Raw genomic sequence first — 21,781 nt, 5'->3', positions numbered from 1 at the left:
AAGACTGTTTTAAGACTAACTTTAAGTAAATAAAATTAGCTAAAAGTGATTCTATAGCCCGTGGGAGCGCTTTTCTTATCCACTTTAACTTGTGAAAGGTTAACACAAATTAATTAGGGGTTTTATAACAAATTAACCTCACGCTCTAGCGTAACCCCAAATTTATCGGCTACGTCGCTTATAATATGTTCCGACAGCTGGTAAATTTCCTGTCCACTAGCGTTTTGTCTATTTATTAGTACAAGTGCCTGATTTTTCCATACACCCGCTTGTCCATACGTTTTTCCTTTCCAACCGCATTGTTCTATTAACCATCCTGCAGCTAATTTTGTTTCATTATTGGGCATGGGATAGTGCGGAATAGTTGGGTATTCCTTTTGGAGCGTGGCGAAGAATGATTCAGTTACTATGGGATTTTTAAAAAAACTTCCTGCATTTCCGACTGTACTCGGGTCGGGCAGCTTTTCCACACGTATTTTAGAGACAACGGTTGCAATATCGGCAATACTTGGATTGGTTATGTTTTCTTTATCAAGCTCCGCTTCTATTGCGCCATAACTCGTATTGAGATGAGGGGTTAGGCTGAGTTTATAGGTTACTTGAGTAATAATAAACCGGCCCTTATGTGCTGTTTTAAAGATACTATCCCTGTATGAAAAGCAGCAATCTTCTTTCTGGAATAGTATAAAGCTACCTGTACGTGTATCAAAAGCCTGACATTCGTGGAAGATATACATTAATTCTGTTCCATAAGCACCTATATTTTGAACAGGAGAGGCGCCTACAGTTCCAGGAATCAGCGCCATGTTTTCGACGCCAGCGTAATTATGCTCAATGCAATACCAGACGAAGTCGTTCCAGATTTCTCCCGCTTGCGCTGTTACATAGACATCGTTGCCATCAGTTCTTGACTGTATGCCTTTGCTTGTCATGTGGATGATATATCCCTCGAAAGCTTTGGTGAACAAAACATTGCTTCCAGCTCCCAAAACAAAAAAATTGTCTTTAAAAATGTTGTTTTTAAAAATTTCGGTCAATGTTTCATTATCATTCACTTCAATGAGGAAATTTGCCTTTTCCTCTATTCCAAACGTATTGAAAGGTTTTAAAGAAATATTCGATTGAACGTTTAACTCCATATTGACTTTAATTTTCAGAAATTCAAATAAATCAGCTATCTTTAGCATGATAATCGGTAAAGATAGTATAAACCGTTTATTTAACGATAAAAAATATAAGTTTAATGGGTAATGCTGATGTAAAAAGAATCAAAATTCTAGAGGCTGCGACAAGGCGCTTTGCACACTTCGGAATGGCTAAGACAACGATGTCGGAAATAGCCAAAGATCTCAATTTTTCAAAAGCATTGCTGTATTACTATTTTCCAGACAAAAATAGCTTATATTCTGCTGTCTTCGAATATGTAATTGATAAAATGATCGAGGATCTGGAGGATGTCATAGGGAAAGGTGGCGATTTCGAGGAAATCATGATGTACTCCATTGATATGCGTGTCAAAATTATCAATCAATATTATAATTTGTTTGAATATACCATGAAGATGGTGAAAGAACTCCCCGATGAATTGGAGCAGGTGTTTAAGGAGTCTTATCTTCGGGAAGTTGAAATTATTGAGAAGATTCTGAAGATCGGTATCGATGCTGGAGAAATACAGGTTGAAGATATCAATGAAACGGCGAGAATTCTTTTATACTCGCTGTTCGGGATGCGTATGGGCATACTGAAAGATATGAAAAACATGTTATTTCCCACAAAAGAGGAATTCGATCATATCCTCAGTTTGCAAAAGAAAATGATGAAAATCTTCTTAAATGGCTTACGATTTCAGGTTAAGTGAGTGTTGATTGAAGAATGTGTCCGATAATCTGTTTGGCATGGATTCGTGAATTTTCGATAAACCATAGGTGAGTATTTAAGCCACCACAAACTACACCTGCTAGATAGATTCCCGCTACATTTGTTTCCATCGTATTTTCATTATGACTTGGAATACAAGGCGCTTCTAATGGAATGTCAATCCCGATCTTTTTCAAAAAATCAAAATTGGGTCGATATCCCGTTAAAGCCAGCACAAAGTCATTTTCGAGTTCGATAGTACCCTTTGGGGTTTTTATATGCGCAGAAGTCGGTGTTACTTCGGTCAAGCAGCTATTATAATAGACATCAATTTCCCCCGCAGCAATTCGATTTTCAATATCAGGTCTTACCCAGTATTTTACCCGATGGCTAATTGCGCTACTACGGATGACCAAAGAAACTTGAGCTCCTTTTCGAAAAGTTTCCAGCGCAGCATCAATAGATGAATTACTAGCCCCCACAACAATTACTTTTTGACTGCTATAATAATGCGGGTCATCGTAATAATGCCTGACTTTGGGAAGTTCTTCGCCCGGAATATTGAGCAACATCGGAATGTCATAAAAGCCGGTTGCAATAATGATTTTTTTGCTCAAATACATCCTTTTGCTGCTGGTAACTAAAAATCCGGATCCTTCCTGCTTGATATCAAGTACTTCTTCGAAGAGGTGGGTGTCTAGGGCGAACTTTTGCTGTATACGTCTGTAATACTCCAAAGCCTCCATCCGTTTGGGCTTAGGATTGGTTGTTACAAAAGGAATATCTCCAATTTCTAATCTTTCGGATGAAGAGAAAAAAGTCATATTCTGGGGATAATTATAAAGAGAATTAACCAAACAGCCTTTTTCAAGGATAAGATAATTTAAATTTGATTCTTTCGCTTCGAGGGCACAAGCTAAGCCAATTGGCCCGCCGCCAACTATAATCAGGTCGTACTGTGTCATGCTATCACTCATGATGTAAATGTCGATAATTTTATAGAATAAATCAGCTTAATGCCTTTTGCAGATCATTTTCTGACATTGCTGTGCTTTTGGCGTGAAGATCCTGAACAATTTTATGTAGATCTTGAGCAATTTTACCTAAAAACTCTAACTGTTCGGTCAGGAGCTGTCCATCTACTGAACTGGTGTCTGCATGGGCAAATCGATCATTGGGAATCTCGATGGTCAAAGGAACGAATTCCTTTGCGCTATCCTCAGAATGTAGGAGCTGAATGGATTGTTCAAGTGAGCTTAAGATTTTTCGAATTGCCCGAACATGATCTTTATTGATATAATTATTGTCCATTTCGTCAAGATGGTTCATTAGAGTCACCGAGAATGAAGCTAAAATATGATTGAATATGACGAATTTATTGACTTCCTTCGTATATTTTTGACGTTTTTTTGGTTCCGTCAGCATCCGTTGGAATGTAGAACCCATATTGGCCGTTTCTACATAGACAGCCTTGCGGGTCAATTTATAATCGGTGACAGAAGGTGCTTGGCCTGCAATTTCTTTCAACGCCTGAACGATGTAATTGTAGTTGGCGATCAGTAGCTTACGCATGGATTCTTTGACTTGCATGCTTTCCCAATTAGGGAAAATAACATAGCTGGATAGGAACGCGATCATACCGCCTATAAAAGTATCCAATATTCGTTCTTTTGTGACATCCAAGGTATTGGCACTGACAAAGCTCAGCATAATTAATACATATGGTGTCATAAAAAGTACGGCAATAACATAATTGACTCGGAACAAGCTGTATGCCGTTAGAAAAAAGAATACCAACAGTACGAATAGCACAGTGGGGTCATGAATGGTTAAGAGGATAAGAGCTCCTATGAGCCCACCTATTGTGGTTCCGATAAGCCGTTGAATATTTCGCTCTTTTGTGAGTCCAAAGCCAGGTTTTAAGATCACCATAATCGTGAGCAGGATCCAGTATACATTGTTGGTGATATTGGTTACTTCAAACACATAATAAGTGATCGACATGACAATTGCCATCCGGCAGGCATGTCGAAATATAGTCGATTTTAAAGTAAGGTTTTCACGAAACTTTTTTAAATCGATCGCGGAGCTCTGGACAAAGCGTTTTGCATCATCAATTTCTTTTCGTTTGACATCATCCGGCTGTAGATGTGAGTAGCCGTATATATTTCTGATTCGGCGGACGAGATCGCGCAAATTGATTAATACTTTGCGTAAAGCGAACGTGCTGTACTGCTGGCTTCTATCCAGCTGATCGATTTTAGCATGAAGACGGCTGAGATCAGCGTCGAAATCATATAATGGTTTAGGTTGAGTATTTGTATTGAGCTGATACGCTAAATTGTCAAGTTCGTTGGTGTACTTTAAGATAACATTTTTGAAATCCTCTAAGATTCCCGTGGGGCCGAAGCGCTCACTGATGGCGTTATAATCATAATGCGCTGCCATACTTTGCTCAAAGAGGTCAACGATATCGTTGAAAACGAGTGTTAGGTAACGTCCTACTTTAGTGGTATCTTTAATCGATCGTTTACTCTGAAACAATACATCCCGTAAGTTTTCCTGATGCTGATTGACTTCAACTTGTTTTTCAATAAGCTTCAGGTAATTTTTGTCATTATCGATTTTGGCATCGTAAAAATTAGCTTTCAACCGGATATAATCTGCGACATAACGGATCGTTTCCGATAGTTCCTGTTCAGCCAACCGGTAAGGGCGAACCTGCGTGATGGAAAGACTGATGGCGATATACCATAATCCTCCTAATGTATAAAAGCCTAAATAGTTGATGGCTTCGGCGATGGGGTAGTGAATCTGTACATGAATCAACATCATCAGAATACACATGAGACCGACATTGGCAGCTCTGCTATTGAATACCGCAAACATGGCGAATATAAAGCAGGCCATGCCGATGAATACTGCTAGTAGATATACATTTTGATTAACTAAATTGGTCAGAATAAACGTTAACGTAGTTAAAATTGCTCCTGCAATCATCCCTTTCCTTCTGTGGGTGGGGGCTCCCGGTGTATCGGAAAGGCCCACTAGAAGGGCACCCAAGGAAACGATTGTTCCATTGGTAAACTGTCCGAAAGTAGCAAATATAAGGACAGGCACGATACATCCGATAGTGATTCGGAGTCCATCAGCAAAATATTGGCTGTAGAAAAAACTTTTTATTTCTTGTGTCTGTTTCATAATGTATAGTACAAACTTAGATAAATTGCGTTTCATATTAAAAACAATTGTTCTTCGATAATACTCCATAAGTGCTGTAAATTGCAGGTTCATTTGTATCCGTGTAGCAGATGAATAAGCTTAATTTTTAGTGTTTATGGTGAGCTAAGGATAGCAATATCAGTAGTGTTTTTTAGTATGTTTATAATTATATAATTGTTTTTTTGATCAATTTATATTTTTTTATTTGTTTAAATATAATATTATTATATTTGGAGGCATAGGGTAATTTCAGAGATATTACAGAATTTCAAGAGTCACCTAAACTCTCTTGACCACTTTCAAAGATTTAAATATGAAGCAAAGTAAAAATGAAGCCGTCTTTCAGGACGAGGTATTGACACGCTTTGAGCTTTTCAAAAGTTTGTTTTTAACATTGCCTTTTCAACGTGTTAAAGATACCGGAACTTTATTGCCATTTTTTGCAAAGCAATGTGAAAAGGGTGTCGATCAGCATTTAACTCCTGATGAGATCATAAAAAGTTTCTTCGATCAGCATGAGGAATTTTCTTCGGAAGAGCAACGTATCGATTTGTTGTTTCGATTTGTTCAATACATAGAGCGTCAGGTCGTCTTATTTGACGCGATCGAAGATTCTTCATTTCAGATGGTCGGCCGTGGCGATGATGAAAACGTTTTGGGAGCATTGATTAAGAATGCCGAAGGCAGTGATGATATGCGCCGTAAGATCGTTTCTAAATTGAAGGATTTTTCTGTGCGTCTCGTGTTGACTGCACATCCTACCCAGTTTTATCCCGGACCAGTATTGGGGATTATAAACGACCTAATTGATGCAATCAAAACCAATGACATCCACAGTATTCACTTGTTGCTCCAGCAATTGGGTAAGACGCCATTCATTAACAAAAATAAACCCACTCCAGTAGATGAGGCTGCGAGTTTAGCTTGGTTTTTGGAAAATGTGTTTTATAAAGTCGCTTCGGAGATTCAGTCGTTCATTGATGATGAACTGAATGTGGAGACAGAGGAAGTAAAGCAATTGATCGAATTGGGCTTTTGGCCGGGAGGAGACCGTGATGGTAATCCAAACGTAAGTGTGGAGAGTACCAAGAAAGTTGCAGCCCTATTACGTACTATTTTATTTAGATGTTATTATAGGGATTTTCGTATTGTTAGGCGCCGGATCACCTTTCGTGGAGTTGAAGAATATATGGAGAATCTGCAAACATTGTTCTACGAAAATAGCTTTAATCCAGTTGATCATCCTGTGGACGAAACCGACAATATTATCGCTAATCTAAAAGCAATAAAAAATGTTTTAGAGGAATACCACAATGGTCTTTTCGTTGAGATTGTTGATGATTTACTCCGCAAAGTGATGACTTTTGGTTGTTTTTTCACTACATTGGATATCCGACAAGATAGCCGCATATTGCGTGAGGCTACCAATTATCTGATCCAGCACAACGAAGAGAAGACCGGGATGCCATTGGATTACCTAACACTGAGCGAAAGTGATAAGCAAAAGGCGTTAAAATTCAAAGAACTTGACTTGACGGTAGGAGAGGATGCTGATGCGTTGACGAAGGATACTTCAGGAGTGATAAAATTATTGAAAGATATCCAGCGTTCGGGTTCTGAGCGAGCAGCGCAACGCTTTATCATTAGTAATTGCCAACAGGCCAGTGACATCTTGGGACTCCGTCAACTATTTTTATGGTCAGGATGGAAAAAAGAGGCTTTGACGATAGATTTTGTGCCTTTGTTCGAAACTGTTGATGACTTGACTAGGGCCGCAGATGTAATGAAAACCTTGTACAGTAATAAGGAGTATAAAGCACATTTAAAACGAAGAGGAAATAAGCAGACGATCATGTTGGGCTATTCCGATAGCACGAAAGACGGTGGGTATCTGATGGCGAATTGGTCGATTTATCGTGCTAAAATCGAACTTACGGCGATATCACGCGAGTATGAAGTAGATCTGGTATTTTTTGACGGTCGTGGTGGCCCGCCAGCCCGTGGTGGAGGAAAAACACAACGTTTTTATGCATCTATGGGAAAAGAAATTGCAAATGATCATATTCAGTTGACGATTCAGGGACAAACCATCAGTAGTCAGTACGGTTCTTTAGATACAGCGCGATTTAATATCGAGCAATTGTTACATGCCGGAATTATTTCTGACTTGAAACAACGTGTGGGCGACACATTAACGAAACATCAACAGGAAATCATTGATAAACTGGCTGAGCTAAGTCACCATAAGTTTATGGATCTCCGCACGAATGAATTATTTTTGCCTTATTTGGAAACCATGTCGCCATTGAAAGCGTTATCATCGATCAATATTTCAAGTAGACCTGTTAAACGTAATTCAGGACGTGAGTTGCGGTTGGAAGATCTGCGCGCGATTAGTTTTGTGACCTCATGGAGCCAGCTGAAACAAAATATTCCTGGATTTTATGGGGTAGGAACTGCACTGCAATGGGCGGAAAAAAATAACCTTTGGAAGGATGTACAGCAATTGTATGTTTCTTCGGGATTTTTCCAGACATTGATCGATAACTGTATGATGTCGATGACAAAATCCAATTTTGACATTACCGCTTACATGAAAGACGATCCTATTTATGGTGATTTTTGGAAATCACTGTACGCCGAATATCAGATCACCAAAGAATACCTGTTGAAACTTAGTGGAACGTCAAAACTGATGGAGAATTATCCAGTAGATCGTGAGTCTATTTTAGCGCGGGAAGGAATTGTGCTGCCGTTATTGGTTATACAGCATTTTGCTATACGTGCATTGAATTCGGATCAGCTGACGGACGCACAACGTGAAGATTATTCGAAATTAATTGCACGCACAATCTTTGGGGTAGTGAATGCGGGAAGAAATGTTGCGTAATTTTTCTTTCTTTTCAATGATAGGGTTTCGGAGAACATATATTTTATCTACTTTTGTATAGTTAACAAAATTGATATGAAGATTAATAAGTTATTTATTGTTGCGGCTTGTGCAAGTACATTATTTGCATCTTGTGGACAAACTGCTGAAGATAGACAGCGTCAATATGCGAATGCTTCGTTAGCAGATGGTGATGCATTTGCAATGATTAAATTCGTTGGCGAAAATGGAAACTACCTGGTAAATCTTGCCGATGTAGCAGCAAAGCAATCTACTTCAGCTGAGGTGAAAAATGTAGCTGCTAAGATTAAAGAAGCATACGCAGCCGTGTTACCAGAATTAGACAATCTAGCGAAGGAATTGCATGTTGGCGACGCACAACGCGGTGTTCCTGCATTTCAGATCCCAGCGTCAATAGGTTCAGATAGTACGTCCGCATTCAATGATAAAGCATTTTTAGCACTTGTGGTTGAAAAACAAGGAGAAATTAATACAAGATTATCGCATGAAGAGCATAACACGAATAAGGATGTGATTCATGTTTCGGAAGAATCTTTGAAAAAAGTAGAAGAAATCTATACGTTAGCCGGTGGTAAAGTTCAAGAACATCATCACTAAGCAATAGGCTAAAGAAATGAAAAAGGAGTATTCATGTACGTGGATACTCTTTTTTTATGGCTTTTTCTGAGTAAACTCTTTCCAATAATCGTTTGTTGTTTGTTAAATTAATGATAACTTAACATTCGTATAACATAGTTTTTAATTACTGTGTTTATTTTAGCATAATTTAATGAAATTTTATATAAAGTGAGATACGCCGCAATAGATATAGGCTCCAATGCAGTTCGACTTTTGATAGCTGACATTATAGGACAAAAAGACCAATATAATTTTAAGAAAACTACACTGCTACGTGTTCCGCTTCGTTTGGGGGATGATGCTTTTATTCATCAGGAAATATCGCCACGTAAGGCAGAAAGTTTGGTAAAAACAATGAAGGCATTCCGTGAACTGATGGACGTATATAACGTGGAAGATTATATAGCCTGCGCCACTTCCGCTATGCGTGATGCGAGGAATGGAGCTGACATTGTTGCTGAGGTGAAAAAAAATGGTATAAACATCGATATTATAGAAGGTGCAAAGGAAGCAGAGATTATTTACAATAGCCACTGGGATAATAAGATGGAAAAGGATAAAGTTTACCTTTACATCGATGTAGGCGGTGGTAGTACAGAATTGTCGTTGTTTGCTAACGGTATTTTGGTCAACTCGAGGTCTTTTAATTTAGGAACAATTCGAATTCTGGATAATCAGGACAAGGCCGAAACCTGGGATGAATTGAAAGAATGGGTGCGAAGTAATACACATATGTATAAGCAGGTGATTGGCATTGGTACGGGCGGTAATATTAATAAGCTTGCGCGTCTTTCCAATGAAAAATTGGATAAGCCGTTATCCTATGCCAAATTAAAAGCTGTGTATGACCATTTATCGTCATTTTCTCTAAAAGAACGTATAATGTTATTGGGTTTAAACGAAGACCGTGCAGATGTCATCATACCCGCGAGTGAAATTTTCCTGACGATTATGAAGCACGGGCGTCTTAAACAAATCATCGTACCGAGAGTTGGGCTTGTTGACGGTGTAATTAGAACCTTGATCAATAGGAATTTAGTAAAATAATGCTTTAAAAAGCTATTTTCGACTTGGAAAAGACTTAAAATTCTTTATTTTTGTGATATCAAAGGTGAACATAAGCCCAGGTGGCGAAATTGGTAGACGCACCATCTTGAGGGGGTGGCGCTCGTATGGGCGTGGCAGTTCGAATCTGCTCCTGGGCACTTAAGCAGACAACTCTATAAATTGAGTTTGTCTGCTTTTTTTATGCGTAAAAATCCGTTACATCTTCTATATTTTCAATGTTCAGCTGTGCTAACAGCATCACAGTACTTTATCCAATATCCAAAATTTAAGAGGTTGTTATTTTGACAACAATTTAATAATGTTTGGGTATATGTTGGATTTGTATAAAATAAACGTTATATTAGGTTATTAAATTTAATTTTTCTGATAATAGATACATGTCGTTTATTTAATACCGATAGTAGAACTAGCCCATTAAAACGCTATTATGCTTACTAGAAATCTTTTGCTTCTTATCAGCTCACTTGTATGGCTCAGCTGTACCAAAGATCCCATCGACCCGAAAGTAGAACCACCTGTGGTGGTACCTACAGATACCACGAAAAATGAACCTACTTTTCCAAACGATAAGTACGAAATTCGGAAAGTACAGTTACAGATGAGTGAACTTTTTGCCGATGACAACATTGATGAGCAGATTTACTTAGGTGGTATATGGGACCTCAAGGATACGATAGAAGGTCCCCGTTTGGAAAGTCTGGAATCTAAGGGAAAAAAAGTAAAATTCCATTTTTTATCTCATAACGACGCATCTGTCGATTTGGGATTTTTTGAACCTAGTTATAATAATGTTCTTAATTATGCAAATAAGTTCGAAAAATCGAAACAGGTGAGCAGCATAATATTCAGTTCCAGTACATTTGAAGATTATGCCCAAATACAAGGATATCTCGGTAACTCAAAAGATGTAAAAAAAATATTGTCGCTGGTAAAGAGGGGCGACTCAACGACAATTAACAAAACAAATAGTACACTGCGGGTAAGCAATATCAATAAACTCACCCTATTTATCGATTATACGGAATATCATGATGCTTATCCAGACGCTGAAGTGGCTGTTTTTACCAAGGCTGGTTATTCTCCTTACGTACTCTCCTCAGTAACTTACGGTACGCATACGATTCTGATGGGAGAAACGGATTCAACACGGTTAAGCTTAAATACAGCTATAGATAAAATATTGGATAACAAACCACTGGATGAATTAGATATTAAGGTACTTGATTGCAGTAAGCTACTGCTCTACTACCGTGGTGGCGGAAAGAGCAGCTTTATTCAATATCCAACAGGAGCAAAAGCCATCGAAACGGCACTGATTGATATGCTTTTCTATATAAAGCAAACGGAAAATAGTTTTAATTATCCTCTTACCTATGACTTTATGAGTCTTCAGGATTATAGCACGTTGCGGTATTACAATATATTTGACATAAGGGTTAAAAAACAAAAGTAAACGAGACAAAAATAGAAAGGAAATAAGTAGCGATACTATTTTATTCCATTTCACTCAGATTTTTCAAGCGTTTTAATGCATTCGGCCAAACCTCATTAAAGTAGTCGATGAAGTCGTTGTTCGTATCTACTTCTACTTTCAATTCCGTGTTTCCTTCGATAGCGGTAAAAGAATAATTTTCCAGTGCGCCGGCCCAATCCTCGACAGCAGGACCCGATAATATTTCTTGACCCTTATTCAAGATGCCCAAATGCCTGATCGATACAAATGTATTGGGAATATATTCTGCAATCTCCGCGATCATCCCTTCTTTCTCACCATGTTCATTGATTCCGATGAAATTAATTTTTTGGCCCTGCTCCCAAATACCTTCGAAATCAGAGCTTGGATTGAATGCGCTTGTCCACTGTTTATAGGTTGCTTTATCGAGCATTGTTTTAAAAACACGTGCGACAGGAGCGTTAATCTTAATTTGATAAGTCAGTTTCTTCATTTTCTATTTTTTAGGAAAGTTTGGATTTGCTTTTATTTCTGCGATCTGTTTGGTATGACGTGCACAGTGTCCTGCAATAAACATCAAAGCTTGGTAACCGTCAATGGGACCAGTCGGAGAATCGCTGACATGATTTCTGAGATCTTCTACATCAGCCTTTTTAATATAATCAAGCACGGGTTGGCGAGTTGCATTGAAATCAGTGAGTGCAGTTCTTACATTTTTATAAATCCCTTCGGGCTGAAGTTCCTTGGGCGCTTGATATTTTTGGCTCCGGTCCGTGAGGGCATTCTTAAGATTTTCATCTGTCAATTTGATTTCATTCCTTCTTTCAGGTTGGGGATCTTGATTTAGGCCCTTCTTCGCCATGTCAAATATCATCCGTTCCGAGCGGATAATATGCTCAAGACATTGGCTGATAGACCATTTGTCGGATGTGGGCTTAAACTGGAGTTGGGCCTCGCTTAGTCCAGCAACTTGTCTTTCAAGTTCTGCACTTGTTTGATTAAAGTATTGCAGTAGCGAGTCAGTTCCGACGTACTCAGCTTTTAATGTCTGTCTTTCTTGCAAAAAAGCAATGCTTTGATGGTTCTGAATGACCAATGAGGAGAGTTCAGCTATTGGGGGCGCTAAGGAAGCCGTTGCTACACTGGCAATTGCTATCATGTTCATAATTAGATTCATAAGTTAACACATTTTAGGATTAAAAATAAATGTCACTACTTCTTTACAATTATAATGCATTTTTGTTTTTTATAACTTGCCATAGGATAAGAAAAAGCCATTATTACCACATTTCTATCCATAACAATGATTTGTCGGTCGTAGTGGTACAAGTTAGTATGAAAAGGAACTATTCGATAATAAGTGTTGGTTGTACATTTATAAATAAAAAGCTTATCTTTAGCATAATAACAGACCTACAATTTAATAAATCTATGTTTAATAATATTTATAGGCACCTTTTTAGACGATCAACAATGAAGCGGTACATTTTATTGTGTGTGGTGTCATTAACCAGCACAGTTGCTTTAGCACAACAGACATCGGTATCTAGTCCGGATGGCGCTTTAACCGTTAAAGTGAATCTCAGAAATGGCAATCTCTTTTATGAAGTTGAATTAGGTGGAAAGACTATGTTGGAAGCTTCACCGCTTGGACTCCAAAGCAGTACGATTAATTTAATTGATAGTCTGCGGCCAATAGCGGAAAAGAGGTCAGAAATCTCCACTAATTATAACGAATTAAAAATAAAGCGCAGTCAGGTCACGTATCAGGCAAATGAGCTGCATTACCGCTTAGAGAATCCTTCAAAGCAGCAGATAGAGGTTACTTTTAGAGTAAGCAATAACAATATTGCGTTCAGATACTATGTTCCTCAGATGGGGGAGCCGGCCAACTTTGCCTTGATAAAAGAAGAGAGTGGATTTAAATTTCCAATATTTACAACGACATTTTTGACAGCTCAGGCTCCTCCAATGATCGGTTGGATGAAGACAAAACCAAGTTATGAAGAGGGGTATCAAACAGATCAGCGTTTGGGACTGCCTTCAAAATATGGTGTGGGCTTCACTTTCCCAGCACTCTTTCATGTCGGAGATCGCGGATGGGTACTTGTTTCAGAAACTGGCGTATCAAGTGCGTATTGTGGATCTAAATTAAGTGAGGGTACGAAGGATGGGCTTTATAAGATAGCTTTTCCAGCAGATGGGGAGAATAATGGTATTGGACGGGCGGCTCCTACGATTTCATTACCTGGTTATACACCTTGGCGAACGCTAACTGTTGGAAGTAATTTAAAACCCATTGTCGAAACCACCATTCCCTTCGATGTCGTCGAGCCTCAGTATAAGCCTTCGAAGCAATACGAATTCGGACGGGCAACATGGAGCTGGTTGGAATGGCAAGACGGTAGTATAAATTTTGAAGACCAAAAGAAGTTTATAGATCTTTCATCCGCAATGGGTTATGAATTTGTTTTAATAGACAATTGGTGGGATACAAAGATTGGTCCTGCCAAAATTAAACAACTGGTTGCTTATGGAAAAGAGCGTGGAGTCGGTATTTGCTTATGGTACAACTCAAATGGATACTGGAACGATGCGCCACAAACACCTAAAAATAAAATGAATACATCCATCGCACGTAAGGCGGAGATGCAATGGATGCAGCAAATCGGTATTAAAGGCATTAAAGTCGACTTTTTTGGAGGTGATAAACAGGAAACACTTAAGCTATACGAGGATATTCTTTCGGATGCTAATGATTATGGATTAACCGTTATATTTCACGGATGTACTTTACCTAGAGGGTGGGAGCGAATGTACCCGAATTTTGCGGGTAGCGAAGCCGTATTAGCTTCTGAAAACTTAATTTTTACACAACAGGCAAACGATATGGAAGCTTTTAACGCGACGTTGCATCCTTTTATTCGCAACTCAGTTGCCGCCATGGACTTTGGCCCGGTTTTGTTGAACAAGCGCCATAACCGCGAAAATAATGGCGGTACTATCCGCAAGACAACGGAAACTTTCCAAATAGCAACCGCTGTCTTATTTCAGAATCCGGTTCAAAATTTTGGTTTGACACCGAATAACTTACAGGATATGCCAATCCATGTAATTGATTTTATGAAGCAGGTTCCAACACTCTGGGATGAGACAACTTTTATCGATGGTTATCCCGGTAAATACGTTGTACTTGCCCGGAGGAAGGCGGATACATGGTATGTAGCTGCTATCAACGCAGCGGGTAAGGAAAAAACTATTTCGGTAACATTACCTATGTTGAGCACAGATACGGTACAGCTGATCGAAGACAATACAGCGCGTGCATCTGAACAAAAACAAATCCAACTTTCTAAGGCTAAAACAATCAAATTGACATTACAGCCCGAAGGTGCTGCTGTTTTAATAGGGAAATAGCCACAAGCACGTCTCTGCTAATTAAAGGAAGCTTTTAGGAAGCTTCCTTTAATCCGGCAGAAGGGTCCGGACTTCTAAGATCTTGTGACTTGTTGATGCTGTCCCGGCCATAATTTTCAGTTCTATTTTCGTCTTATCTATAGCATCTTGTGGAAGCGGTATTCGTATTGTCTTAATAAGTGTCTTCTCATCCTTGTCTTCCAATGTACTTATGGTTTTACCATTGATCATAACTTCAGTTACCCGTGGCGAGCTATCTGCCAGCAATTTGATTGCTACCAGTTTAGTCTCTGGTGTTATTTTCATCGTATAACTAAACCAGCTTTTTGTATCTCTCCATCGCGTATCGCCGAATGCTCCTGCATTGCTACCTTCCTCGAGAAAAAAGTGATCTGATTCTGGCTGCTGTTCACCAGCCACTACTTTATCGACCGTTTTGGCATTAAGAGCCAAACTTTCTATTTCATCTCTACTCATTTTATCCTGTAATTCCTGTAATTCTTTCGCTGTAGCTTGAGGCCAATAGATCATATAACGAGAATCATGAATACCAAAAAAAGGTTCGAGTTCCATTTGAAGACTTTCTTTTCCGATATAGAGATCCGAGAGTGTAAAATGCAAAGGTTTGGATGCTATAGGTTTTATAAGAGCTGGAATATTATTAGGCTCAGCCTTAAGGACTGGAAGATCACGTAAAGGGATTTGTTTTCCTGATGCGATGTGTCCCATTCGGCTATCATCTGCCTGCAGTCCGGTGAGGCTTTCCTGTCCTGTGCGAGCTCCCAAAACAATAGGTCCATATAAAATACTGTAATAGTTACTCTTATCGGGCAATTGTTCAGTATGTATCTCCATAGGCAGTTCTACGCTAACACTATCACCTTTTCGCCATGTTCGTTTGATTTCGATATGCTCATTCGTCAACTGGAAATTTTCGTAGCGCTTACCATTGACAGACACCTTCGGATTAGTGTTTAACCAGCCCGGTTTACGAATAAACAGGCTGAATGAAGTCGGTTTTTTGGGATTGATTCGTATGTTTGTGTTTGCTTCTGTCGGAAATTTTGTTTCTTGAATAACTTCCATATTTTGCTCCTTCCAGTCTAGGCGTGAAGGAATATAGAGATTGACATATAAATCATTGTTACGATGGGCATAGATCATTTCACCATATTTGGCGTGATTTTCCATACCTGACCCAACACAGCACCACATACTCGTCTGTGTCTGTGAATAAACGCGATAATGTCCCGGACGGATCTGTGTGAAGTACACTAATCCACCATGTTCGGGGTGTTGTGTCGATAGAATATGATTGTAAAGAGCGCGTTCATAAAAGTCGAGATATTTGCCCTGCGGATCAGTTTGGTATAGCATTTTTGTGAGGCGTAACATATTGTATGTATTACAGGTTTCGGGGCCCTCGATGCTGTGGATCATCTTTGAAAAATCATCTGTCGGATTAAAATGTTCACTCACACTATTTCCACCAATGGAAATGGAGCGCTGTTCAACAACGTTGTCCCAAAAATACTTAACGGCTTCCGCCGATTTTTCGTCATGAGAAAGGTCAGCAATACGTTTGAAACCCAGAACTTTTGGAATCTGTGTATTCGCATGAAGTCCTGTTAAATGGTCTTCACGCTGCAAAAGGGGATCGAGAATGGATTTATGGCTGAACTTGCGGGCAAGTTCGAGATAAGCGCTATTTTGGGTAATAGCTGCGACATCTGCGAAGGTTTCATTTAGGCCACCATGTTCACTCCTTAGCATATCCTGTATTTGGGCTTCTGAAAGCTGACTAATCAGCTTTAGTGCCCAATCGGTCATTTTAATAAGCATATTTTTAGCAGATTCATTTCCGGTCAAAACATAGGCATCCCGTAGACCCGCATAGGTTTTGTGTATATTGTATAGTGGCACCCATTTCCCATTCAGATTGAAGCTACCTGCATTGATCTTGCCTTGTTGAACTTCCGTCCAAATAACTTGACCCCCAGGTACACCACCAATATACCCATTTCCGTTTGCATCCTGGCATTGTTTCAAGTTGTCGAGCATATAATCGAGGCGTTCCTTGATACGACGATCTCCTGTAGCAGCATACATATATGCTAGAGCGGATAAATAGTGCCCGCCGATATGTCCATCTAATCCCGTATTTTCCCAATTGGTATAAGATTCTTTTTTCAGTGGCAAACTGGCTTCACGCAAAAAGGGAGCCAGCAGTCGGTCTGGATCCATTTCCAATAAATAATTAATATCCAGATCTTCTGCATGTTTAAAAAAACCAGGCAACAACCTTACCTCTCTTAAATCGAAATAATTTAACCGGGGTGTTGTTTGGGCGTCAAGCGCCAAACTAAATAAACATGCAAGAACGCTGTGGAAAAATTTGTTTTTTAAAATCATATCGAATGAAATTATCGTGTGTTTTTAACAAGATCTGATGAGCTTGTCTGGTTAGCAATTATATAAGAGGAACGGTAAATCAAAGATATTAAATGTGTTACTTATTTTAAATGTTTTTTTTACATTTATAATTCTTTGTTCTAAAATAGAAGATCATTTTTTGCGAATAAGGTGATCATCATGAGGCGTAATTTCAAAGTTGAGTGGAATTTGGGTGTTTTAATATTGTGTAAGACCCTATGAAAAATAAAGTTGATCCGTTAGTTTTTTAGCTATACTTAGACAACAATCATTACTAAAATAGATCTTTTTTTCAATAGCCTATTAGAAAAAAGCAGATTAGATTGAATCATTTGTTAATTATATGCTGAACAGCTCCTTGTAAATCATTGTAGAGGCGCATCGATTCTATCCTTGATAAAATGCCCGATCGCTTGATTCGGGCATTTTTAGTTCAAAGACCTTAAAACCAAACTTTAAAAGTCGTATAAAAGCGCTTTGCTTAATCCAGCACAGTAAGTATGCTGTTGTGTTCCCACATTCAGAACGGGCGTTCCTTAGGTATAAAACATCCGAAAAATGTGGTCTAATTGAATTTTGTTTCAGATAGCCCTATAGAAATTATGACCAGATTAAAGAGCTTTAATGCCCAATAATAAGTTGGATAGCTATTAATCCAGATCATTTTTTTATAAATGGCAAGTTTTGAACAACATTTTTAACGAAATGAACAACAATTGATCGACCGATTGGGTGTATCTTTGTTATGGCTAGATGTTAGAGTCGTTTGGTCAGCAAAAATACAGCGCTGATCTTCGATTCGGGGGAATCCCCTATATTTTAACCGGCTTTGGGATTCCCCTAATTTACTCGTGAAAAGGAGATATTCTTCTCCCTACACAAAAGGCCCGATCGTATGATCGGGCCTCTTTTAATTCTTATGGCAATATATTTACAAGTGATTTGCTCGTGCAGTGATTTCTGCTATATCTAAGACTTCAATCGCTGATTCTTTTTCTTTGATCTTTACGCCATCTTTTAACATCGTCATACAGAAAGGACATGCTGCCGCAAGAACATCAGGCCGTGCATCAATGACTTCTTCAATGCGTTCTATATTAATGTCTTTTACTCCTGGTTCTGGTTCTTTAAACATCTGACCGCCCCCTGCTCCACAACAGAGCCCGTTGCTCTTACAGCGTTTTAGTTCAATCAACTGGGCATCCAGGCTTTCCAATACCTTTCTTGGTGCTTCATACACTTCATTTGCACGGCCAAGGTAGCACGGGTCATGGTAGGTTATTTTCTTTCCTTTGAATACATTGTTGTCAGCTGGTTTCAATTTTCCTTCATCAATCAGACTTTGGATCAATTGTGTATGATGAATGACCTCATAGTTTCCACCTAGCGAGGGATATTCATTCTTCAATGTATTGAAACAGTGGGGGCAGGCAGTAACTATTTTCTTAATTTCATAACCATTTAGTACTTCGATGTTCATCATGGCCTGCATTTGAAATAGAAATTCGTTTCCACTTCTTTTAGCTGGATCTCCGGTACACGTTTCTTCTGTACCTAAAATGGCATATTTTAAACCAACATGTGCTAATATTTTGCAGATATCGCGTGTAATTTTTTGTGCACGTTCATCAAAACTGCCAGCACAGCCAACCCAAAATAGTATATCCGGAGTTTCTCCTTTATTCAACAGTTCTGCGACTGTCGGAACTTTTAATTCATTGTCCACCATAAAACTATTTTTGTTGAGTCCAATTAGTGCGGTCCAGTTGTGGATATTTCCATGGTGCGCCGTTATTCTCAATATTTCCAAACATATTATTAATACTCGAAGGAGCTTGTGATTCTTCCATAATAGCAAAGCGACGAAGTTCAATTATAATTTCAAGGGGATTAATATTGACGGGGCACTGTTCTACACAAGCATTGCAGCTCGTACAGGCCCATAATTCTTCTCGGCTGATATGCGTATCAATTAAAGATTTCCCGTCATCTTGAAAGCTCCCGTTTGTTCTGATATTAGCGCCGACTTCAGTTAGTCGATCCCGTGTATCCATCATTATTTTTCGTGGCGATAGCCGCTTCCCTGTCATATTTGCAGGGCAAGAGGATGTACAACGCCCACATTCAGTACATGTATACGCATCCAACAAATTCTTCCAGGTCAAATCCTGTACATCTTTTGCCCCAAAACGTGCATTTGCATCTGTGGAAGGCGGATTGAAATTAGGATCAAGCATCGCTTTTACCTCATTGGTGACAGCAGGCATATTAGATAGCTTACCTTTGGCATTCAGATTCGAAAAATAAGTGTTTGGAAAAGCTAGAATAATATGAAGATGTTTAGAATAGGGTAGGTAATTCAAGAAGGCAAGTACGCCTAGAATATGAAACCACCAGCAAAACCGTTCTATCAAAAATAGTGTATCTGTCGAAGCAGGAAGGTAGGGAAGGAGATAATGGCTTATTGGAAACGAACCTACTGAGGTAAAATGTGCATAGCCATACAGCTGCAATTTAAGATCAGAAGCGTTCATGAGTAAAAAAGCCGACATTAAAAGAATCTCTGTGATTAAAATAATATTTGCATCCGCCTTGGGCCAATGTTTCAATTCCAAGCTATTTAAACGAGCTACTTTAACGATATTTCTCCGGATTAAGAAAATTATACACGATAGCAGCACGCCGAGTGCGAGCCATTCAAATGCTCCGATTAAAAAATTATAAAAGCTTCCTAAAAATGAAAAGATCCGATGTGTGCCGAATAGCCCGTCTATGATAATTTCCAACATTTCAATGTTGATGATAACAAAGCCGAGGTATACGAATAAATGCAAGACTGCAGGAAAGATTCGCTTGAACATTTTTTTTTGTCCAAAGGCGACAAGGAGCATCATCTTCCAACGCTCTGCAGGATTATCCGAACGATCCGCTGGACGGCCCAGCTTGATATTCCGATAAATCTGTCGAGCATTTTTGCTAAAAAGGAATAATGCTACAGCGAAACAAACTGCAAATATCAGTTGACCTATCATATGTTTGAATCTTGGTTATAAACAAATATACTATATTATTTTGTTATGCTAACATAGTAAAAATAAATCAAAAATGGAGATATCGCAATATTTTATTGAAATTTTAAATGAGGATAATGGGTGCTAATGAAAAACGTCCAAAAATGATTATTCTCTTTGGACGTTTTCTTTATTTATAGCCCATTAGTCTATCGGTGGACATCAGCGAAAGTCTGCTCTAAAATTTTGCGCACGGTTTTTTCAATCCTTTGTTTCCCTGCTTCGGTATTGATATCGATACCAAAAAAAGTACTGCCTGTAGATTTCGCCTGTAGGCTCATATAGTTAATGGAACTCAACAGAATAGCAAATGTCGCTCGGAGGTCGTTTTCCGAATTTTCGAACCTCGCGTCTATGTGTTTAAACAATTCTTCGCCAAGCATTTCTCTTTTTTCAGCGATGTTTTTTAACGCTTTTGTCTTCTCACCTAATCCCCAATGAATGACTTTTTGTTTCGTTTTATCCTTTAAAAAGGTGTTAAACTGAGATTTAAGTAATTCTTCTAGCGACGAGATACTTATGGAGCTCGGATTCGACACCATTTGTTCTAAGACTCCCTTATCTCCGATTTGCCAAAAGTCTTTTTGTGCCATGTAAGCCTCCACTAGCTGATCAAGACCACCAAAATAATTCCATATTAATGCTTTGTTCAGCCCACATTCCAAAGCAATATTAGGGCCATTCAATGCGTGATATCCTTTTTTCTGAATTACCTTTCCGACAGCTGCGATCATTCGAGCCTTAGTGCGTTCCTTGTCACGAATAGGACCGGAAGTCACCTTTCTTTCTTTTTTAGGATTATCCTCAATTACCTTTTTTTTCATGCGAATAAAATCAAATTAACGAAGAAGCATTCTTGGGCACCTCTCATTTGTCTGTTAAAGAACAAATTTGGGACCACGAAGTTTTCATTAGGGTAGATATGTTTGTTTTTCTAGAGCAATATCCAAAATTTAGCTGGTAAATGCAAGAAAATCAAGTATGAGATTTTTAGTTTATCGCATTCTTTAGGCTCAAGGGAAAGCTTTTTTGGAGGAATTGTACGATCTATTACGAATAAAATTGGGTTTGATTTATTGAAATGGAGTTAATATAAAAAAAAGGATCATCCATACAGATGACCCTTTCTTTTATGTATTAAGTTATATACTAACTTATTTTCTTGCTGGAGCAGCAGCAGGCGCTGCCGTTGCTGAAATACCTAATTTAGTTTTTACAGCAGCAGTTAAATCTTCTCCACCTTGGAAGTAAGGAATATTTGTACTTGAAATATCAAATACATAAGCCATACCTTTTTCTTTAGACACAGCATTTACAGCTTCGCCAACTTTTCTATGGATTGGCGCAATTAATTCTTCCTCCTTTTTATTTAAGTCTTCCTGAGCAGCTTGTTGAGCTGTTTGAATACGAGCTTGAATATCTTGCAATTCTTGACCTATCTTGTTGATTTCTGGATCAACTGTATCTTTATTTGCTTCGCTTCTGTTACGCAATTTATCGTTTGCATCTTTTTGTTTTGTTTGATAAATGGTAACCATATCTTGAATTTCTTTCGTTTTACCATCACTCAATGTTTTCAATTGCCCTTCAGCTGCTTTAAATTCAGATGTAGATTGAATAATTTCTGCAAAATTGATATGACCAATCTTTTGTTGCGCTTTTGCAAATTGAGTTGAGAAAAATACTGCCACTAAAGCAACCGCACCCTTTAATAAATTTTTCATGCTTTTC

General features: G+C 38.6%; 16 protein-coding genes and 1 tRNA gene. 7 read left to right on the top strand and 10 right to left on the bottom strand.

Going from position 1 to position 21,781, the window contains the following annotated elements; translation table 11 throughout:
* Window positions 1-122: 122 nt before the first annotated feature.
* The gene (gene murB, locus QE382_RS17540) at window positions 123-1,187 is read right to left on the bottom strand and encodes a UDP-N-acetylmuramate dehydrogenase (protein WP_307187067.1); all 1,065 of its coding nucleotides are present in this window, start codon (window positions 1,185-1,187) and stop codon (window positions 123-125) included.
* A gap of 56 nt (window positions 1,188-1,243) precedes the next feature.
* Here murB and QE382_RS17535 point away from each other — a divergent pair, with 56 nt between their 5' ends.
* Window positions 1,244-1,858, top strand: a complete 615-nt coding sequence (locus QE382_RS17535; RefSeq protein WP_307187066.1) for a TetR/AcrR family transcriptional regulator — start codon at window positions 1,244-1,246, stop codon at window positions 1,856-1,858.
* Here the strand turns inward: QE382_RS17535 and QE382_RS17530 are convergent.
* Both QE382_RS17530 and QE382_RS17525 read right to left on the bottom strand, forming a co-directional pair.
* Window positions 1,851-2,834 carry a YpdA family putative bacillithiol disulfide reductase gene (locus tag QE382_RS17530; protein WP_307187065.1) on the bottom strand — a complete coding sequence of 328 codons (984 nt, stop codon included), beginning with the start codon at window positions 2,832-2,834 and terminating at the stop codon, window positions 1,851-1,853. The two genes, QE382_RS17535 and QE382_RS17530, sit on opposite strands and share 8 nt — an antisense overlap.
* A 31-nt stretch (window positions 2,835-2,865) precedes the next feature.
* Window positions 2,866-5,058, bottom strand: a complete 2,193-nt coding sequence (locus tag QE382_RS17525) for an FUSC family protein (protein WP_307187064.1) — start codon at window positions 5,056-5,058, stop codon at window positions 2,866-2,868.
* Between the two features lie 334 nt (window positions 5,059-5,392).
* On the opposite strand from QE382_RS17525, the gene QE382_RS17520 reads away from it, so the two are divergent.
* The 5 genes from QE382_RS17520 to QE382_RS17500 all read left to right on the top strand — a co-directional run bounded on the left by QE382_RS17520 (window position 5,393) and on the right by QE382_RS17500 (window position 11,129).
* Window positions 5,393-7,969 carry a phosphoenolpyruvate carboxylase gene (locus tag QE382_RS17520; RefSeq protein ID WP_307187063.1) on the top strand — a complete coding sequence of 859 codons (2,577 nt, stop codon included), beginning with the start codon at window positions 5,393-5,395 and terminating at the stop codon, window positions 7,967-7,969.
* Between the two features lie 75 nt (window positions 7,970-8,044).
* On the top strand, window positions 8,045-8,587 hold the full coding sequence (locus QE382_RS17515) for a hypothetical protein (RefSeq protein ID WP_307187062.1): 543 nt from the start codon (window positions 8,045-8,047) through the stop codon (window positions 8,585-8,587).
* Window positions 8,588-8,776: 189 nt separating this feature from the next.
* Window positions 8,777-9,655 (top strand): Ppx/GppA phosphatase family protein, encoded by an 879-nt coding sequence (locus QE382_RS17510; protein ID WP_307187061.1) that lies wholly within the window; start codon window positions 8,777-8,779, stop codon window positions 9,653-9,655.
* Between the two features lie 74 nt (window positions 9,656-9,729).
* Window positions 9,730-9,813, top strand: a tRNA-Leu gene (locus QE382_RS17505).
* A 290-nt stretch (window positions 9,814-10,103) separates the two neighbouring features.
* Complete coding sequence (locus tag QE382_RS17500; RefSeq protein WP_307187060.1) at window positions 10,104-11,129, top strand: hypothetical protein; 1,026 nt, start codon at window positions 10,104-10,106, stop codon at window positions 11,127-11,129.
* Between the two features lie 40 nt (window positions 11,130-11,169).
* Here the strand turns inward: QE382_RS17500 and QE382_RS17495 are convergent, their stop codons facing one another.
* Together QE382_RS17495 and QE382_RS17490 are read right to left on the bottom strand one after the other, a co-directional pair.
* Window positions 11,170-11,622 (bottom strand): SRPBCC family protein, encoded by a 453-nt coding sequence (locus QE382_RS17495; RefSeq protein ID WP_307187059.1) that lies wholly within the window; start codon window positions 11,620-11,622, stop codon window positions 11,170-11,172.
* A gap of 3 nt (window positions 11,623-11,625) precedes the next feature.
* Window positions 11,626-12,294 carry a DinB family protein gene (locus QE382_RS17490; RefSeq protein WP_307187058.1) on the bottom strand — a complete coding sequence of 223 codons (669 nt, stop codon included), beginning with the start codon at window positions 12,292-12,294 and terminating at the stop codon, window positions 11,626-11,628.
* Between the two features lie 308 nt (window positions 12,295-12,602).
* Between QE382_RS17490 and QE382_RS17485 the strand changes: the two genes are divergently transcribed.
* A complete protein-coding gene (locus tag QE382_RS17485; RefSeq protein WP_307187057.1) occupies window positions 12,603-14,546 on the top strand; it encodes a glycoside hydrolase family 97 protein in 1,944 nt (647 codons plus the stop codon).
* A 48-nt stretch (window positions 14,547-14,594) separates the two neighbouring features.
* Here QE382_RS17485 and QE382_RS17480 read toward each other — a convergent pair whose 3' ends face one another.
* The 5 genes from QE382_RS17480 to QE382_RS17460 all read right to left on the bottom strand — a co-directional run bounded on the left by QE382_RS17480 (window position 14,595) and on the right by QE382_RS17460 (window position 21,774).
* Window positions 14,595-16,958, bottom strand: a complete 2,364-nt coding sequence (locus tag QE382_RS17480; RefSeq protein ID WP_307187056.1) for a glycoside hydrolase family 127 protein — start codon at window positions 16,956-16,958, stop codon at window positions 14,595-14,597.
* Between the two features lie 952 nt (window positions 16,959-17,910).
* Window positions 17,911-18,708: a (Fe-S)-binding protein gene (locus QE382_RS17475; protein ID WP_307187055.1), complete on the bottom strand. Its 798-nt coding sequence runs from the start codon at window positions 18,706-18,708 to the stop codon at window positions 17,911-17,913.
* A 4-nt stretch (window positions 18,709-18,712) separates the two neighbouring features.
* On the bottom strand, window positions 18,713-20,011 hold the full coding sequence (locus QE382_RS17470; protein ID WP_307187054.1) for a 4Fe-4S dicluster domain-containing protein: 1,299 nt from the start codon (window positions 20,009-20,011) through the stop codon (window positions 18,713-18,715).
* A 188-nt stretch (window positions 20,012-20,199) separates the two neighbouring features.
* A complete protein-coding gene (locus QE382_RS17465) occupies window positions 20,200-20,874 on the bottom strand; it encodes a TetR/AcrR family transcriptional regulator (RefSeq protein ID WP_307187053.1) in 675 nt (224 codons plus the stop codon).
* Between the two features lie 330 nt (window positions 20,875-21,204).
* Window positions 21,205-21,774 (bottom strand): OmpH/Skp family outer membrane protein, encoded by a 570-nt coding sequence (locus QE382_RS17460; RefSeq protein WP_307187052.1) that lies wholly within the window; start codon window positions 21,772-21,774, stop codon window positions 21,205-21,207.
* Window positions 21,775-21,781 lie beyond the last annotated feature (7 nt).

The organism is Sphingobacterium zeae, from assembly GCF_030818895.1.
In the GTDB taxonomy this organism is placed as follows: Bacteria; Bacteroidota; Bacteroidia; order Sphingobacteriales; family Sphingobacteriaceae; genus Sphingobacterium; species Sphingobacterium zeae.
This window is presented reverse-complemented; position numbering and strand designations above follow the sequence as displayed.

What these genes read in the sequence shown, in the direction of transcription:
- QE382_RS17535 (WP_307187066.1), top strand. Translation starts at nt 1,244, where the DNA reads ATGGGTAATGCTGATGTAAAAAGAATCAAAATTCTAGAGGCTGCGACA.
- murB (WP_307187067.1), bottom strand. Translation starts at nt 1,187, where the DNA reads ATGCTAAAGATAGCTGATTTATTTGAATTTCTGAAAATTAAAGTCAAT.
- QE382_RS17530 (WP_307187065.1), bottom strand. Translation starts at nt 2,834, where the DNA reads ATGAGTGATAGCATGACACAGTACGACCTGATTATAGTTGGCGGCGGG.
- QE382_RS17470 (WP_307187054.1), bottom strand. Translation starts at nt 20,011, where the DNA reads ATGATAGGTCAACTGATATTTGCAGTTTGTTTCGCTGTAGCATTATTC.
- QE382_RS17495 (WP_307187059.1), bottom strand. Translation starts at nt 11,622, where the DNA reads ATGAAGAAACTGACTTATCAAATTAAGATTAACGCTCCTGTCGCACGT.
- QE382_RS17480 (WP_307187056.1), bottom strand. Translation starts at nt 16,958, where the DNA reads ATGATTTTAAAAAACAAATTTTTCCACAGCGTTCTTGCATGTTTATTT.
- QE382_RS17520 (WP_307187063.1), top strand. Translation starts at nt 5,393, where the DNA reads ATGAAGCAAAGTAAAAATGAAGCCGTCTTTCAGGACGAGGTATTGACA.
- QE382_RS17460 (WP_307187052.1), bottom strand. Translation starts at nt 21,774, where the DNA reads ATGAAAAATTTATTAAAGGGTGCGGTTGCTTTAGTGGCAGTATTTTTC.
- QE382_RS17490 (WP_307187058.1), bottom strand. Translation starts at nt 12,294, where the DNA reads ATGAACATGATAGCAATTGCCAGTGTAGCAACGGCTTCCTTAGCGCCC.
- QE382_RS17500 (WP_307187060.1), top strand. Translation starts at nt 10,104, where the DNA reads ATGCTTACTAGAAATCTTTTGCTTCTTATCAGCTCACTTGTATGGCTC.
- QE382_RS17485 (WP_307187057.1), top strand. Translation starts at nt 12,603, where the DNA reads ATGAAGCGGTACATTTTATTGTGTGTGGTGTCATTAACCAGCACAGTT.
- QE382_RS17515 (WP_307187062.1), top strand. Translation starts at nt 8,045, where the DNA reads ATGAAGATTAATAAGTTATTTATTGTTGCGGCTTGTGCAAGTACATTA.
- QE382_RS17465 (WP_307187053.1), bottom strand. Translation starts at nt 20,874, where the DNA reads ATGAAAAAAAAGGTAATTGAGGATAATCCTAAAAAAGAAAGAAAGGTG.
- QE382_RS17475 (WP_307187055.1), bottom strand. Translation starts at nt 18,708, where the DNA reads ATGGTGGACAATGAATTAAAAGTTCCGACAGTCGCAGAACTGTTGAAT.
- QE382_RS17525 (WP_307187064.1), bottom strand. Translation starts at nt 5,058, where the DNA reads ATGAAACAGACACAAGAAATAAAAAGTTTTTTCTACAGCCAATATTTT.